Origin of the sequence: Roseobacter denitrificans OCh 114 (assembly GCF_000014045.1) — a bacterium.
Lineage (GTDB): Bacteria > Pseudomonadota > Alphaproteobacteria > Rhodobacterales > Rhodobacteraceae > Roseobacter > Roseobacter denitrificans.
The window spans coordinates 2,675,998-2,692,512 of sequence record NC_008209.1; the positions used below are offsets into that span (position 1 = coordinate 2,675,998).

The following is a 16,515-nucleotide window of genomic DNA, read 5'->3' on the forward strand; positions in this document are numbered from 1 at the left end:
ACGCGCTTGAGGCGCTTGTTCTTGCGTTGTTGCGCGCCTTGTCAGTGCGTGCCCTCATAGGCTTCTTCACCATCGCCAAGGGTGTCCTTGTCGAGGTATTTGCCCGCGCTCTCCTCGCCTTCGCGCCACTCCTGGAAGGAGCGGAAGAACATGGCCATCGCCTGCAGGAACACCATCGCGGTGAACATGCACAAAAGCACCTTGAAGAGGAAATATCCGTTGAACCCGTTCGGGCTGAAGCCGATGGTTTCGACATTCCAGCGCAGCGCGCGGGACTTGTTCAGCAAACGGTCCAGCGTGTCAGATGCAGAAGGGTTGGGCACGATCAGGTGACGCCACATGAAGAACCAGCCGTAAAGCCAGATGATCACCGCGACGGGCATCATGAAAAAGAGCGCCCCGAACATGTCGATGACTTTCTTGGTGCGGAAACGCACCGAGGAATAGATCAGATCGACGCGCACATGACCGCCCTGAACGAAGGTGTAGGCCATGCACAGACACACGACCATCGCGTTGTAAAGCTTGAGTTCTTCGGCAAACCAGCTGATGTCGAACTGCAGCGGGATACCAAAGCCAAAGGAAATATCCGGGCGCGTGAAAATCCGCTGCATGAAGACGATGATGATCTGCTGGATCACCATCAAGAGCCCGGCCCAGGCAAAAAAGCGCCCCACCGTATTGGCGAAGCCTTCGAGCACGCGCACGTAGCCCCACATGATGTTGGCGCGCCATATCCCGATACTGAGCATCACGAGGAAAGCGGTAAACACGACAAAGAAGAATTCGACCGAACCGCCGTAGTAGACAAACCGCATGATCGCTTGCTTGTCCGACCAATCCAACCAGAGCGAGGGATGCGCGAGGGCGTAGAAAAAGTTGTAAAATGAAAGTGCGATGTTGGTCAAAAACCACAGCACGCCGTCCAGCAGGATTGCAAACCCGCCTGTCGTCGCCACTTCTTCTTCCATCTTCCCCCCTCGTTTGATCCCGTGTCCCGCGCGGGTCAAAATATGTTTTGGCTCAGTGTTAACCTGAGATGTCGATCATGCAAGGGGCAAGGTGAAGCCTGCCCCCTGCGGTGTCAGTGGCGCGCCTTACCCGGCGGACAGCACGCGGTTACGCTGCTCGACATAGAAGCTGTCCGACTTCAGAAGCCAGTCCGAGCTTTGCGCGAGCGATTCTTCGAACGAGCCACGGATTGTTGCAAAGAGCTCATCGCCCATGTTCTCATCCATGACGGTTTTGGACGCGGCCCCGAATGCATCCCAGACATCATCCGGGAACTGCAGCGTTTTCACGCCCTGCGATTGCAGACGCGCCAGAGCGGCACCGTTGTTTGCCAGCGTTTCGGCCAGCTGTGTATGTGTTGTCGCCATCGCCGCGTTCGAGATGATCGCCTGATGCGCTGGCTTGAGGTCGTTCCAGACGTCAAGGTTCACACCTGCCGCCAAAGCGGAGCCCGGCTCGTGGAAACCAGCGGTGTAGTAGACTTTGGCGACTTCCTGGAAGCCTGCGCGTTCATCGGCGAAGGGGCCAACCCACTCAAGACCGTCAAGCGCGCCGGAGGACAGCGCCTGATAAAGCTCACCACCGGGAATGTTCTGAACCGAAGCACCCAACTCGCCGAGCACCTTGCCGCCAAGACCCGGCATACGGAACTTCAGACCGTTGAAATCATCCGCCGAGTTGATCTCGTTGCGGAACCAGCCACCCGACTGCGACCCGGAGTTGCCCGCGATGAAGGATTTCAGGTTGAAGATCTCGCCCAGTTCGGTGTGCAGTTCATGTCCGCCACCGTGGTGATACCAGTTTGTGACTTCCTGCGCGGTGCCACCGAATGGCACGGCGGTGAAATAGGCATAGCCCGGGTGCTGACCGATGAAATAGTAATCCGCCGAGTGGTAAAGGTCCGCCTGTCCGGAGGACACCGCGTCAAACACCTCAAAGGCGCCAACCAGCTCGCCCGGCGCTTTCTTGTCGATTGTCAGTTGCCCATCGGACATCGCATCGACCATCTCATTGAAATAGGTTGCCGCGTCGTCCAGCACGGCAAAACCGCGGGGCCAGGATGTGACCATTGTCAGGGTGCGGTTGCCCTGTGCGTAGGCTGGTGCAGCCAGGGTCGTGGCCGCAGCGGCAGAGCCGCCAAGTGCAGATGTCTTCAGAAATGATCGACGATCCATAAAGATACTCCTCCCGATTGTAACGCCTGTCCGCTCCTTGTGGCGCACACGGCTTGTGAAGTGATCGCGAAAGTAGCGTGGTGAGCGCAGAAGGGAATACCTACTACTGCGTAGATTTCGAACCAAATCGACTGTTTGCTCACGTTTTGGGCGAGTTATTCTGCATCACACACCACAGACGCGCAGTGATTCTGGCCAAAGCGCGCCTTGCGGGTCTTTGATTCGCGCAACTTTCAACGTAGCAATAACGGATGATGCGGTTCCTGCCTGTTTTCCGGCCAAGCTACGCGCAAAAGCTGTCGCTTTTGGCCACGGTGCCCCTGATTGCGGCGGTGGCGGCCATTGCTGCTCTTGTGGCGTTTCAGTCGCGCGCCCTCGCCGAACGGGAAGTCCGCGCGCTGGAAACCCAGCTGATCCAGGCAAAGAAAGCCGAATTGCGCAATTACATCACGCAGGCGCGCAACGGATTCTACTTTATCTACGGCAATGCGGCACCCGACGATTCCGATGCCAAGAACCAGGTCGCACAGATCCTGTCGGCCATGATCTATGGCACCGATGGTTTCTTTTTCGTCTATGATTATGACGGCAACAGTCTGGTCAGCCCGCGCCAGACCGACCGGATCAATAAAAACTGGATGGATGAGACCGATACCGAAGGCACACCCGTCGTGGCCCGTCTGATCGAAATCGCGCGGCAAGGGGATGGATATCTGACCCATCAATGGCCCAAACCCTCGACCGGGGAAGACGCGCGGATGATCACCTATGTCACCAGCTTTCCCAGTTGGCGATGGGCGGTCGGCACGGGCGTGTTCATTGACGACGTATTGGCCACGGTGGCCATCGCGCGTGCCGAGGTTGAGGCGCGCGTGCAGCAGACGTTCATCTACATCGGGGCGATCACACTGGCCGCCCTGCTGGTCGTTTTCCTGACCGGCATGGTGCTGAACATCCGCGAACGCCGCCTTGCGGATGCCAAGCTGAAACGGCTGACCCAGCGGGTTCTGGACGCACAGGAAGAAGAACGCGGACGCGTGGCGCGTGAATTGCACGATGGCATCAGCCAGATCCTCGTCGGCGTCCGCTATGCGCTGGACACGGCCCGGCGCAAGCTGGAACGCGGTGATCCCACCGCGGCGGAGCCTTTGGGCAAGGGCATCGAAACACTGGGCGAGGCGATCTCCGAGGTGCGCCGCATCAGCCGCGATCTGCGTCCCGGCATGTTGGATGATCTCGGCCTTGGGCCGGCGATAAAGAACCTGACGGATGCCTTTGGCGAACGCACGGGTCTGGCCACTGAGTTCACGACAGTGGTTTTCCGCAACAGGCTCGATTCCGACGCGAAGATTGCGCTCTACCGTATCGCGCAGGAAGCACTCACGAATATCGAACGCCATGCGCGCGCCACGCGGGTCAGCGTTGATCTGCGCGGTCACGCGCGCGGTGCGACGCTGCGGATTGAGGACAACGGATGCGGGTTGAAAAACGGATCAACGCACCCCTCTCAAGGCCTTGGCCTGCGCAACATGCAGGAAAGAGTTGAGCAACTGGAAGGTGAGCTCAACGTCTACACCACCCGCTCGGGCACGGGCACGGTTGTTGAGGTGAGCGTTCCGCTGTCCCATCTGCTGCCCCCCGAACCCGAACCCCCACAGCCCAATCAGCAAAAGCAGACCGCATGACACAGACATCCCCGGACCCGATCAAGGTATTGATCATTGATGACCATCCGATGGTCGCCGAAGGAATCCAGTCGATTCTGGAAAGCTACGAGGATCTGAGCGTCGTGGGCAGTTGCAATTCCGCGCGTGACGCGATCGCGCGGCTCGACCATTTTGATCCGGATGTGATCCTGATGGATCTGAACATGCCGGATATGGGTGGGCTGACCGCGACCGAGATCGTGCTGGAACGCCGCCCCGGCACGCGCATCCTGATCCTGTCGATGCATGACAGCGCCGAATATATATCATCCGCGCTGAGCCATGGGGCCATGGGCTATATCCTCAAGGATGTACCGACCGACGAAATCAAACAGGCCATAGACGCCGTCATGGCAGGTGATCAATACCTCTGCACCGGCGCGCGCGGGTCGCTGCAACCCAAGGAAGGCGAGGCGCGCGAAGCGTTGACCGGGCGCGAGCAGACGATCCTGCTGCAACTTGCACAGGGTAAATCCAACAAGGATGTCGCCACAGCGCTGGATATTTCCGTCCGCACGGTCGAGACACACCGCAAGAACATCAAACGCAAACTGGGCATTTCCAGCACCGCCGGTCTGACCCGATATGCGATGGAGCATGGCGTGCTGCAGGGCACCGGCATCTGACGCGGTGCCATTGGCTGTTGGCGCGGCTTGACGCGCACAAATCAACCCGGGGGTGCTGCCGCGTCCAAAGCCCGCGCCGCCCGCCTGTGCCACATCGTTTTGCCGCGGCCCCGCCGCGTCCAAGGCTCCGCAACCAAAAAGACGAAGCTGTAACCCGCCTCTTTTTTTGTAATCTTGCGCCAGATACGCCGATTGCGAAAGTAAATAACAAGAATGTCGCACCCAGAGACATTATTTTTGCCCGATTGGGTGTTGACGCCCCCCATTCCCCCCCATAATGTCCCGCCCAACACGAAGGAGCCTCGGCCATGACCGAACTAGTCGTCATTGTGAGAAACACGCGCATGGGCCGGTAACGGTAGACCATAGTCTGACCCATGCGCCCCCGCCAAGACCGGGGGCTTTTTTGTGCGCAAAAGATAACGGGCCCATCGGGGTCAACACGGAGAGAAAACTATGACACGTCAAATGTCCGGCGCGAAAATGATTGTTCAGGCCCTGATTGATCAGGGCGTGGATACCGTCTTTGGATATCCCGGCGGGGCTGTGCTGCCGATTTATGACGAGGTCTTTCAACAAAATGCGATCCGCCACATTCTGGTGCGCCACGAACAGGGTGCGGTACACGCCGCCGAAGGCTATGCGCGCGCCACGGGCAAGCCAGGCGTTGTTCTGGTGACATCTGGTCCGGGGGCAACCAATGCCGTGACCGGCCTGACGGATGCGCTGATGGATTCCATTCCGCTGGTGGTTCTGACCGGACAGGTGCCGACTTTCATGATCGGCTCTGACGCGTTTCAGGAGGCCGATACCGTGGGCATCACCCGCCCCTGCACCAAGCACAACTGGCTGGTCAAGGAAACCGAACGGCTCTCCGGCGTCATCCACGAAGCGTTTCACGTCGCAACCAGCGGGCGCCCCGGCCCCGTGCTGGTCGACATTCCCAAGGATGTGCAATTTGCCACCGGCACCTATACGCCGCCCAAACCTTCCACCTCGCATTACCAGCCCAAGCTGAAGGGTGACATGGAGGCGATCACCGAACTGGTGGCCGCGCTCGAAAAGGCAAAGAAGCCGATTTTCTACACCGGCGGTGGTGTGATCAATTCCGGCCCGGCCGCCAGCCAGTTGCTGCGTGAACTGGTGCAGGCCACAGGCTTTCCGATCACCTCCACGCTAATGGGGCTTGGTGCCTATCCGGCCTCGGGGGAAAACTGGATCGGCATGTTGGGCATGCATGGCCTTTATGAAGCCAATATGGCGATGCATGATTGCGACCTGATGATCAACATCGGCGCGCGCTTTGATGACCGGATCACCGGGCGGCTCGATGCCTTCAGCCCGAAATCCATCAAGGCGCATATTGATATCGACCCCTCGTCGATCAACAAGGTCATCAAGACCGACATCCCCGTTGTCGGGGACATCGCCCATGTGCTTGAGGATGTCCTCAAGGTCTGGAAATCCCGCGGGCGTAAAACGAATTCGGAGGCGGTCGCCAAATGGTGGGCGCAGATCGAGCAATGGAAAACGGTGGATTGTCTGCGCTTTACGCAAGAGGGCAAGGTCATCAAACCGCAACACGCTCTGGCCCGCCTCGAAGCGCTGACCAAGAAATACGACCGCTACATCTGCACCGAAGTCGGGCAGCACCAGATGTGGGCCGCGCAATATCTGGGCTTTGAGGATCCGAACCGCTGGATGACCTCCGGTGGTCTGGGCACGATGGGCTATGGCTTCCCGGCCTCGATCGGCGTTCAGATCGCCCATCCGGATGCGCTGGTGATCAACGTGGCGGGCGAAGCGTCGTGGCTGATGAACATGCAGGAGATGGGCACCGCCGTGCAATACCGCCTGCCCGTCAAACAGTTCATCCTCAACAACGAACGCCTCGGTATGGTGCGCCAGTGGCAGGAACTGCTGCACGGGGAGCGCTATTCACACAGCTGGTCCGACGCCCTGCCCGATTTCGTAAAACTCGCCGAAGCCTTCGGAGCCAAAGGCATCCTGTGTTCCGACCCCGATGATCTGGACGATGCGATCATGGAGATGCTGACCCATGACGGCCCTGTCATCTTTGACTGTCTGGTGACAAAGCACGAAAACTGCTTCCCCATGATCCCGTCGGGCAAAGCGCATAACGAGATGCTGCTCGGCGAAGCGGATACACAGGGCGTGATCGACGCCAAGGGGAGTGTGTTGGTGTGAATTCAGATAAACGTCACTCGCTGGGCCACACTATGCTAATGCCAAAGTGGTGGCAGCTATTCGTGATGGTATTCTTTTCGTTGTGCAGCTTGCTTTGGGTTGCTCCAGTAATTCTGTTTTTTACGCATGATATAGGGCTACCTAGCGCACTGGCATTGTTTGCCGCAGTAGTCGGCTTTCAGTATATAGCTAGGGCAGTGGTCAATTGGATTGAAGTCACTGCAACCCGGCGAAGAGTTAGCGAGTTGATGAACGAAAACAATGATGATGATGTCTAACAAAGTTCAGGATCGACAATGTCCCCCCTAAAAATCAAAAAAGGCTCCAACAGCCATTCCGCCTATAACCTGCGCCCCACATTCTCGGATGTGGTCGAACGGCACACGCTGGCCGTTCTGGTGGAAAACGAACCGGGTGTGCTGGCGCGCGTCATCGGGCTTTTCTCTGGCCGTGGCTACAACATCGACAGCCTGACGGTCGCGGAAGTGGATCACACCGGGCACCTCAGCCGCATCACCATCGTGACCTCCGGCACGCCACAGGTGATCGAGCAGATCAAGGCGCAGCTTGGACGCATTGTCTCGGTGCACGACGTGCATGATCTGACGGTCGAGGGGAAAAGCGTGGAACGCGAGTTGGCCATGTTCAAAGTCGTAGGCCAGGGCGACAAACGGGTCGAGGCCTTACGTCTTGCCGATATCTTCCGCGCCAATGTGGTCGACAGCACCCTCGAAAGTTTCGTGTTTGAAATCACCGGTGCGCCCGAGAAAATTGATGCATTTGCTGATCTGATGCGCCCGCTGGGCTTGGCAGAGGTCGCGCGCACCGGGGTCGCGGCCTTGTCCCGCGGGGAATAGGGTCGAAACCCGATACCTTATGAACAGGCCACCTTGGCCTGTTCTGTCCACGGTGAAAAACTCACCACCTGCCCTCTTCTGCGCGCGCTCGGCGTTTTGGTCTGGGCTGCATCGCGCAGCACATCGGGCAAGGCAGGCCCGACCTTTTCAATGACGAGGCGCGGATTGTGTGCCACCCGGGTGGATTGCGACACTTCCATTTCAAACTGCACCAGATCACCGGCATCAAAGAAATCACCCGTGCGCAGGACGTCATCGGACGGCTTCACATATGCGAGGTCACCCTGATCTTCGCACCAGATCACTGCCTTGCGGTCTGATGCGTCGCTCCACAGCACTACACCTAACATTAACTATCCCAATTCTTGTGGTCTTTTTTCAACCATACCAAGAAGTTAAGACGTGATGACACCAAAAAAGTGCCACCGCACGCTTGGTTTTTGTGTCCACATGCAGTACACTAGACACAATTCTAGACGGCAATGACGCAAATTAGCGTCAGTTTCGGGTGGCCAAAAGCAACTATTACGTGCAAAGCGATTAGTGATGCAATATTAGCATGTAAACCACACCGAAGGACGACAATGCCCACCGCTGCCCGATCCCCCGCCCAGTTGCGCAATATGTTCGGAGCAAACCTGCGTCATCTGGCCGAAGAATACCCGTCGGTTTCCGCATTGGCGCGCCAACTCGGTATCAATCGAACACAGTTCAACCGTTATCTCAGCGGCGAGAGCTTTCCCAGACCAGACGTCCTCGCCCGCATTTGCGATTTTTTCGGCGTAGATGCCCGCGTCCTGCTGGAACCTGTCGACCAGATTGGCCCCAGTTCAGGACCGGTGATGAGCGGGTTCCTCAAGGACTTCATGGGCGAGAAAGTGCAACAGGTCCCCGAAGTCGATTTTCCCAGCGGATTTTACCAGTTCTCACGCCGCAGTTTCGTGAAGGACAACCAGTTCGTGCGCGGTCTGATCTATGTTCTGCGTCAGGGCAACGACACGCATATCAAGGGCTATGAGCCCAAACTCGCCATGGCGATGCAAGGCATCCCGCCGGCCCCGCAGGCGCGCGAATATCGTGGTTTCGTGCTCAAGGTGGAGGACGGTGTCGCAATCGTGACATCGAGGCGCAACGGTCTGACGGCTTCGCTAAACTTTCTGAACCGTGTCACGTCTTTTGAAAACAACTTCTGGGTCGGCTATGCAACGCGCACCGCGCGTGAGAATTCAGCCTCAACCCGCGTTACGCGCCTCGTCTACGAACATCTGGGGAATAATCTTGAACGCGTGATGCCGATCGCCCGCTGTGCCGGATTTTGTCCGCTTGAGGAACTGGTGCCTTTCCACCAGAATCTGTTGCAGCACAAAGACCCGATGCGCTAACTCCATAGAGCATGTCGCCCCGCAGCCAACGAGGTCGCTGCAGCGACAGCCAACACATCGACCTTCAGTATTCTGATGCAAACAACGATCATCAGGAGTTCTGACATGGAAAGTCGTGCTACGGATTTATCTTCCGTTCGCCGCCCGATTGCGCAGGCCAATGGTTTGCCAAACGCGCATTACACGGATGCCGCCGTATTTGACGAAGAAAAGCAGGCGTTGCTCTTCGCGGGCTGGTCCGGGCTTGCGGTGGCCGCTGATGTGCCACAGGTCGGTGACGCGGTGCCGCTCGACTTTCTCGGCGTGCCGCTTTTGCTGATCCGGGACCGTCAGGATAAGGTGCGGGTGTTCCAGAACATCTGCCGTCATCGCGGGATGATCCTGGTGGATGCGCCGCGCAGGATCGAAGGGGCCATCAGATGCCCCTACCACAGCTGGTGCTATTCGACCGAAGGACACCTTGTCAGCACACCGCATGTGGGCGGGCCGGGCCAGAACAGGCATGAAGGCATCGACCGCGCGCTGCTCGGGCTGATCGAGGTGCGCAGCCATATCTGGATGGGCGTTGTCTGGATCAACCTGTCCGGCACGGCGGCGGATTTCGACGTTGCGAACGCAAAGATGATGGCCCGCTGGCAGGAATTTGACAAACCTCTCTACCACGGCGGCAGCGAGAGCCGCTTTACCCTCGAGGTAAAGTGCAACTGGAAGCTGGCCGTCGAAAACTATTGCGAAAGCTACCATCTGCCCTGGGTGCATCCCGGCCTCAACAGCTATTCGCGTCTGGAAGATCACTACCACATCGAAGAGGATGACGCGTTTTCAGGACAAGGCACGCTGGTCTACCGCCAGATCAGGGACGCGGCGGGAAACAGTTTTCCGGATTTCGACGCGTTGAGCGACAAATGGGATACGGCGGCGGAATACATCACCGGGTTTCCCAACGTGCTACTGGGGGTTCACCGCGATCATACATTCGCCATCATCCTGCAACCGGTCGGGCCTGAGAAAACGCTGGAACATGTGTATCTGTTTTATGCACAACCAGATACCAGCGAAGCCTTGCGCATCCAGAACGCCGCGCAGTGGAAGACAGTTTTCGAAGAAGACGTCTTCGTGGTCGAGGGCATGCAGCGCGGACGCCATGCGGTATCCTTTGACGGCGGGCGATTTTCGCCAGCCATGGATGGGCCAACGCATCTGTTTCATGCCTGGGTCGCGGGCAAGATCGAACACGCCCGCGCGCAAAAGCAAGCAGCGGAGTAATGTCGCTTGACGCACAGCTGCTCGCCGCACATGCGGAGGGCGACACGGATCGTCTGGTTACCCTCTATGCGCAGGCGGCGGCCAGCGCGGACGATCCCGATACCGCCGGATTTTATCTCACCCACGCCTATGTTTTCGCCCTAGAGGCTGGTTTACCGCAAGCGGCTGATTTGCGCGCGCAACTGATTGAGACGGGACGCGAAGAGCCGCTTTAGAGCGGCTGACAGAATACCTGACACAGCAAGTATCACCTAACACGTTCAGCTCCCTGATTTCAGGCAGCGTTAGGTGATCGAGGTTTTACACATCTTCAGGGGCTTACGATCATCTCGCGATAGAGATGCCATGAACTGTGCCCCAGCAAGGGCAGCGTGATGAAAAGACCAAAGAAGCCCGGCAGCATGGAGGCGAACACCACAACAGCAATAAAGGCGGCCCAGACCATGAAAACGAAGGGCGAGGATCGGACCGCCTGAATGCTGGTGATCATGGCGGTGACAAAATCGATTTCCCGGTCCAGCAACAACGGCAACCCGATCACGGCAATCGAGAAAATCAACACCGCAAAACCTGCGCCAACTGCCGTACCGAATGCGAGCATCATCAACCCATTTGTGGTCAGAAAGACCTCAAAGGACGTCGACACGTTGGTCATTGTGGACAGCCCGAGAAACAGGGCAAAGATCATGTGACCCAGAAAAAACCAGAACATGAAAATCACCACCATCATCGTGCACATGGAAGGCAACTGCCGATGGCGCTGGTTCAGGATCACGCCAAAGATTTCTCCGGCGGGCACAGGCAGACCCGCTTCGAGCCTGCGCGACACCTCATAGAGTCCGACAGCCGCAAAAGGCCCCAGCAGCGGAAAGCCAATCGCCGCCAGCACCAACCAGAACGTATGCCCGGTCTGAGCCGTGATGACCGCCATAACCCAGCCTGCAAGCACGTAAAACGCGGCAAAGAGAATTCCATAAAGCGGTTTTGCCCGGAAATCGGACGCGCCCTTTTTCAAAGCGGCACGCAGCATGTCGAAATTGGCATCGCGCAACTCCGGCGCACCCGGTTTCAATTCTCCCTCTGCAATCGCCGCCACGGAAGTCTCCTCTTCGTACTCAACCGACTAAAACGTGCCCGAGTTGCGGTCGCATGTCAAAATGGAATTGATCAGCCGTTTTGCGCTTCGGCGCGTGTTTTGCCGGATGCATCCAATGCAAGGGTTGCCGCCATGAACCCGTCCAGATCACCATCCAGAACGCCCTTGGTGTCGGAGGTTTCAAAATTGGTGCGCAGGTCTTTGACCATCTGATAGGGCTGCAAAACGTAGGACCGGATCTGATTGCCCCATCCGGCATCACCCTTGTTTTCATGCGCTTCGTTGATGGCCGCGTTGCGCCGGTCCAGTTCCAGTTGATACAGGCGCGACTTCAGCGCCTTCATCGCGATGTCGCGGTTCTGGTGCTGGGACTTTTCCGAACTGGTCACCACGATGCCCGTCGGGTGGTGCGTGATCCGAACGGCGGAATCCGTCGTGTTGACGTGTTGCCCCCCCGCGCCTGAGGAGCGGTAGGTGTCAATGCGGATGTCTGCCGGATTCACCTCGATGTCGATATTGTCATCCACCACCGGATACACCCAGACCGAGCTGAAGGACGTATGCCGCTTGGCCGCACTGTCAAAAGGCGAGATACGCACGAGGCGGTGCACGCCGCTTTCCGATTTGAGCCACCCATAGGCATTCAACCCGGTGATCTTGTAGGTCGCGGATTTGATCCCCGCCTCGTCGCCGTCGCTCATGGACTGCAATTCGACCTTGTAGCCTTTCTTCTCCGCCCAGCGGACATACATGCGCGCCAGCATCGACGCCCAGTCACAGCTTTCGGTGCCCCCTGCTCCGGCGTTGACCTCCAGAAAGGTGTCGTTGCTGTCCGCTTCACCGTCCAGCAGCGCTTCGAGTTCCTTCTTCGCCGCGGTCTCTTCCAAAGCGCGCAATGCGTTTTCAGCGTCAGAGACCACATCTGCGTCGTCTTCCATCTCACCAAGTTCGATCAGTTCGATGTTGTCGGCCATCTCCTGCTTAATGCTGTCGTGGGTCGCCATGGCATCCACCAGCATCTGACGCTCCCGCATCAGTTTCTGCGCCGCATCCGGATCATCCCAAAGGGTCGGGTCTTCCACCCGCGCATTGAATTCCTCAAGCCTGTAGGGGGCGGTTTCCACATCCAGCCGCTGGGCCAGAAGGTCCAGCGATTTCTGTATTTTTTCAATGGTGTTCTGGACGTCTGCGCGCATGTCAGCCTCGGCAAAAAAGTGTTACATCCTGATAGACCAGCACCACAGCAGCGGCAAGGCACCCGGGGCGATTACACACCCGTGTTCAGTATAGACCGCCGGAACTGAGCGTGCCGAAATTGGCATTGGGGCCAACCTCAACCGTTTCCCCGGTCGAGGTCGTCACCTGCTGGCGTTGTGCGGGCTGCGCTTCCTGAACCAGCGGCAAATCCTGACCCATGGCAAAGCCACCGTCGAACATGACGCCGAACAACGGCTCTTCGCCACTGCGGAAATACTCTGCCACAACCGCATCGCCGGTGGCGTCATCGCTCAGGCGCGCACCGGTAAAACGGTCGATCTTGATAAACCGCCCGCCGCTTGGCACCTCAAACGGGCCGCCGCCATATTTTTGCGTGGCTTCTTCCATGAACCGCTGGAACACCGGGCCGCACATGCCGCCCCCCGACGCGCCGCGCCCCAGCGAGCGTGGTTGATCATACCCGATGTAGCAGCCCGCAACGATGTTGCTGGTGAACCCGACGAACCAGACGTCTTTGGCGTCATTGGTTGTGCCGGTTTTTCCGGCGGTGGGCACAGGAAGGTTGACCGTGCGCGCAGCGGTCCCGCGGTCCACAACCCCTTTCATCATCGAGGTCAGCTGATAGGCGGTGATCGGGTCCATCACGCGTTCCCGGTTCGAGATGATCCGTGGGCCAAGGCCGGGATCAAGGCTGGCCAGTTCACAATCGAAACAATAGCGTTCGTCATGGCGGTAAATCGTGCGCCCGTAGCGGTCCTGAACCCGGTCCACCAGCGTCGGCTGCACCCGTTCGCCGCCGTTGGCAAACATCGCATAGGCGGCAACCATCCGGTAAAGCGTGGTTTCCTCGGACCCCAGCGCATTGGCCAGAAAGGTGCCCATGTTGTCATAAACGCCAAACCGTTCGGCATAATCGGCCACAACATCCATGCCGACCTCTTGTGCCAGTCGCACGGTCATCAGGTTTCTGGAACGTTCGATGCCGGTGCGCAAAGGAGTTGGCCCATAAAATTCGCGCGACGCATTGCGCGGACGCCACAGGCCTTGCGGTGTGTTGATCTCGATCGGGGCGTCAATGACGATGGTGGCCGGGGAATAGCCGCTGTCGAGCGCGGAAGCATAGACAAAGGGTTTGAAACTGGATCCCGGTTGACGGCGCGCCTGCGTGGCGCGGTTGAACACACTGTCCTGATAGGAAAACCCGCCCTGCATCGAGATCACGCGCCCTGAATTGACGTCCATGGCGACAAAACCGCCCTGCACTTCGGGCACCTGCCGCAGCGTCCAGCGGATGAAACTGTCATCCTCATCCGAGGTCATGGCGCGAACATGGACCACATCGCCCACCTCAAGCAGATCACCGGCACGCTGCGCCTTGCCACTCAGGGAGCCATCGCGGCGCTTCTTGCGCGCCCAGGTGACGTCTTGCGCGGGAATGAAATGCCCGTCTTCGTCCTCCACAACGCCTTCGATGCCAATGCGCGCCGAAGTCTCGCCGACGGATAACACCACCGCCGGATACCACGGGCCGTCCAGATCAATGTCACGCGCAATCTCAACGGCCGCGAGGGCCGTGCGCCATGCTGTTTCATCGCCCAGCTGTTCCGGGTCTATCCGGGTTTTCGGTGCGCGCCAGATGCCCTGACGGCGGTCGTATTCTTCCAACGCGCGGCGCAGGGATTCGGCGGCGATCGGTTGCAAATCCTGATCAATCGTCGCGCGGACGCTCAGCCCACCGGTAAAGAACTCGCCCTCACCAAAATCTTCGCTCAACTGTCTGCGAATCTCATCCGTGAAGTAATCACGCGGTGGCAACTCGGCGCGGAAGCTTTCGAAGTCTCCGTTTTGAACCGACCGCAGGGGCGCGGCGACTTCGGTTTCATATTCGGCCTGCGAGATATAGCCGTTTTCCATCATCTCCTTGAGCACGAAATCACGACGCGCCTGCAGCCGCTCCCTCTGGCGCACGGGGTGATAATCGCTGGGCGCCTTGGGCAAGGAGGCGAGGAACGCCGCCTCATGCGCCGTCAGATCGCTCAGCGGTTTGTTGAAATATGTCTGCGCCGCAGCGGTGACACCGTAAGAATTCTGGCCGAGAAAAATCTCGTTCAGGTAAAGCTCAAGGATCTGATCTTTCTCAAGCGTTTCCTCCAGCCGGGACGCCAGAATAATCTCCTTGATCTTGCGTTCTGCACGCCTGTCACCTGAGAGCAGGAAGTTCTTCATCACCTGCTGCGTGATCGTCGAGGCGCCGCGCACATCCTGTCCGCGCGATTTCACCGCATCAATCGCTGCCGCCCCGATACCGCGCAGATCATAACCGTCGTGCTGGTAAAAATTCTTGTCCTCTGCCGAGATGAAAGCCTGTTTGACCAGATCGGGGATGTCCTCGGCCGGGGTAAACAGCCGCCTCTCCTTGGCGAATTCATCAATGATCTGCCCCTGGCCTGAATAAATCCGGCTGATGGTGGGCGGGGCGTATTGCGCGAGTGATTCGTGGCTGGGCAAATCCTTGCCATAGACCCAGAAAACCGCACCAATGCTCAGCACAACCATGCCCAAGCCCATGGTTATGGTCGTAAAAATACCACCCAGAAAAGACAGAATGAACCGAAACACGAAAAGCACGCACCTTTGTTGACGCTACAGGGATGGTATATGTGTTTCTTTGGCCGTGGTCAAAAGAGCGCGACGTCATAAGCACGTGATCGCTACTGCCTTATCAGCGCGCGCATCTCCGCGTCTTCTACCCGCCACTGCAGAATGGCGCGCGCCATGGCCTCCACCATCTTGCTGCGCCACTCAGGGTTGCGCAGGTTTTCAAGATCGCGCGCGCTGGAAAGAAATCCGACCTCGACCAGAACCGACGGGATATCGGCGGATTTCAGCACCGAAAAACCTGCCTGCCGGAGGGGTCTGGTGTTCATCGGACCACCCGCTGCCCCCATGGTATCGACCAGCACATGCGCCAGCGCTTTTGATCGCGGTTCCGTTTCCACGCGCGCCAGATCCAGCAGAACGGTCGTCACGGCGTTATCCGACCCGGTCAGATCGGCACCGGCGATGATGTCCGCGCGGTTGTGGCGCACCGCCAGATGGGCGGTTGCGGTATCGCTGGCCTCCTCCGACAGGGTGTAGACCGTGGCACCCTGCGCGCCGCCCTCGCTCAGCGCATCCGCATGAAGGGACAGGAAGACATCCGCGCCGGCGCGATGCGCTTGCGCCACACGGTTTTGCAGCGAGACGAAAACATCCCGGTCACGGGTCAGCACCACATCCACATCGCCCGCGCGCATCAGGGCCGCGCGCAATTCAAAGGCCACATCCAGCATCAGCGTCTTTTCCGACAGCCCTTCGCGCTCAGCGCCGGGATCAATACCGCCGTGACCCGGATCAATCACAACGACAAAGCGATCATCAGAGCCGGTTGCTTGCGCCTCATTGGGCTGCTCCACCGGCCAGACGGAATTTTGCGGCACACCTGATGTGCTGGCAAAGGTATCGGGATCGGCAGGCTGCATCACCAGTGTCAGGTTTGCCGCACCGGTGCCCTCCTTTACAGTCATCGCGACCTCTTCGGGCAGCATCGGCTGCGCCAGATCCGCCACCAGCCGCGACCAGCCGGGCTGAAAAACGCCGAAACGCAGCGCGTTGATGCTGGTCTTTGTGTCCAGCAGCGCCTGCGCCGACACGCCGGACCAATCCACTTCCCGGAAGTCCACGACCAGACGCGGGGGTTGATCAAGGGTAAAAACGCGATATGGCACGCCCTGCGACAGGGCCAGATGCATTTCCAACCGGCCGAACCAGTTCTGTTTGATGTGGCTGTTGGCCACATCCACCCGCGCAACGCCGGACAGGTCCTGCGCAGTAAGCGGTGCTGCCAATACGCCCAGGACAAGGGCGCAAAGTCTCACGTATCGGATCATGGGCTGCTCGGCCGATTTGTTTTGCCCGACCCTACACCACC

At 58.5% G+C, this 16,515-nt stretch carries 14 protein-coding genes; 7 read left to right on the plus strand and 7 right to left on the minus strand.

The window, feature by feature from the left end:
- Nucleotides 1-41: 41 nt before the first annotated feature.
- Both RD1_RS12895 and RD1_RS12900 read right to left on the minus strand, forming a co-directional pair.
- A complete protein-coding gene (locus RD1_RS12895; RefSeq protein WP_044033133.1) occupies nucleotides 42-971 on the minus strand; it encodes a TRAP transporter small permease subunit in 930 nt (309 codons plus the stop codon).
- Nucleotides 972-1,097: 126 nt separating this feature from the next.
- Complete coding sequence (locus tag RD1_RS12900; protein WP_011568953.1) at nucleotides 1,098-2,186, minus strand: TRAP transporter substrate-binding protein; 1,089 nt, start codon at nucleotides 2,184-2,186, stop codon at nucleotides 1,098-1,100.
- 251 nt (nucleotides 2,187-2,437) lie between these two features.
- Between RD1_RS12900 and RD1_RS12905 the strand changes: the two genes are divergently transcribed.
- The 4 genes from RD1_RS12905 (at nucleotide 2,438) to ilvN (ending at nucleotide 7,583) form a co-directional block, all read left to right on the plus strand.
- Nucleotides 2,438-3,871, plus strand: coding sequence for a cache domain-containing protein (locus RD1_RS12905; protein ID WP_011568954.1), 1,434 nt, complete (start codon nucleotides 2,438-2,440; stop codon nucleotides 3,869-3,871).
- Nucleotides 3,868-4,518 (plus strand): response regulator transcription factor, encoded by a 651-nt coding sequence (locus RD1_RS12910; RefSeq protein ID WP_011568955.1) that lies wholly within the window; start codon nucleotides 3,868-3,870, stop codon nucleotides 4,516-4,518. Before RD1_RS12905 ends, RD1_RS12910 begins: the two co-directional genes overlap by 4 nt.
- 456 nt (nucleotides 4,519-4,974) lie before the next feature.
- Entirely contained in the window at nucleotides 4,975-6,726 is a 1,752-nt protein-coding gene (locus tag RD1_RS12920) for an acetolactate synthase 3 large subunit (protein ID WP_011568956.1), read from the plus strand.
- A gap of 296 nt (nucleotides 6,727-7,022) precedes the next feature.
- The gene (gene ilvN, locus RD1_RS12930; RefSeq protein WP_011568957.1) at nucleotides 7,023-7,583 is read left to right on the plus strand and encodes an acetolactate synthase small subunit; all 561 of its coding nucleotides are present in this window, start codon (nucleotides 7,023-7,025) and stop codon (nucleotides 7,581-7,583) included.
- A 17-nt stretch (nucleotides 7,584-7,600) separates the two neighbouring features.
- Here ilvN and RD1_RS12935 read toward each other — a convergent pair whose 3' ends face one another.
- Nucleotides 7,601-7,933, minus strand: coding sequence for a hypothetical protein (locus RD1_RS12935; protein WP_011568958.1), 333 nt, complete (start codon nucleotides 7,931-7,933; stop codon nucleotides 7,601-7,603).
- Between the two features lie 234 nt (nucleotides 7,934-8,167).
- Between RD1_RS12935 and RD1_RS12940 the strand changes: the two genes are divergently transcribed.
- The 3 genes from RD1_RS12940 to RD1_RS12950 all read left to right on the plus strand — a co-directional run bounded on the left by RD1_RS12940 (nucleotide 8,168) and on the right by RD1_RS12950 (nucleotide 10,446).
- Nucleotides 8,168-8,965: a helix-turn-helix domain-containing protein gene (locus tag RD1_RS12940; RefSeq protein WP_011568959.1), complete on the plus strand. Its 798-nt coding sequence runs from the start codon at nucleotides 8,168-8,170 to the stop codon at nucleotides 8,963-8,965.
- 105 nt (nucleotides 8,966-9,070) lie between these two features.
- Nucleotides 9,071-10,231, plus strand: a complete 1,161-nt coding sequence (locus RD1_RS12945; RefSeq protein ID WP_011568960.1) for an aromatic ring-hydroxylating oxygenase subunit alpha — start codon at nucleotides 9,071-9,073, stop codon at nucleotides 10,229-10,231.
- The gene (locus RD1_RS12950; RefSeq protein WP_011568961.1) at nucleotides 10,231-10,446 is read left to right on the plus strand and encodes a hypothetical protein; all 216 of its coding nucleotides are present in this window, start codon (nucleotides 10,231-10,233) and stop codon (nucleotides 10,444-10,446) included. The genes RD1_RS12945 and RD1_RS12950 overlap by 1 nt, the downstream gene beginning before the upstream one ends.
- A gap of 95 nt (nucleotides 10,447-10,541) precedes the next feature.
- Here the strand turns inward: RD1_RS12950 and RD1_RS12955 are convergent, their stop codons facing one another.
- From RD1_RS12955 to RD1_RS12970, 4 genes are all read right to left on the minus strand, one after another.
- The gene (locus tag RD1_RS12955) at nucleotides 10,542-11,327 is read right to left on the minus strand and encodes a DUF2189 domain-containing protein (protein ID WP_044033136.1); all 786 of its coding nucleotides are present in this window, start codon (nucleotides 11,325-11,327) and stop codon (nucleotides 10,542-10,544) included.
- A 71-nt stretch (nucleotides 11,328-11,398) separates the two neighbouring features.
- On the minus strand, nucleotides 11,399-12,523 hold the full coding sequence (prfB, locus tag RD1_RS12960; RefSeq protein WP_011568963.1) for a peptide chain release factor 2: 1,125 nt from the start codon (nucleotides 12,521-12,523) through the stop codon (nucleotides 11,399-11,401).
- 85 nt (nucleotides 12,524-12,608) lie between these two features.
- On the minus strand, nucleotides 12,609-15,164 hold the full coding sequence (locus RD1_RS12965) for a penicillin-binding protein 1A (RefSeq protein ID WP_011568964.1): 2,556 nt from the start codon (nucleotides 15,162-15,164) through the stop codon (nucleotides 12,609-12,611).
- Nucleotides 15,165-15,256: 92 nt separating this feature from the next.
- Nucleotides 15,257-16,474 (minus strand): N-acetylmuramoyl-L-alanine amidase, encoded by a 1,218-nt coding sequence (locus RD1_RS12970; protein ID WP_011568965.1) that lies wholly within the window; start codon nucleotides 16,472-16,474, stop codon nucleotides 15,257-15,259.
- Nucleotides 16,475-16,515 lie beyond the last annotated feature (41 nt).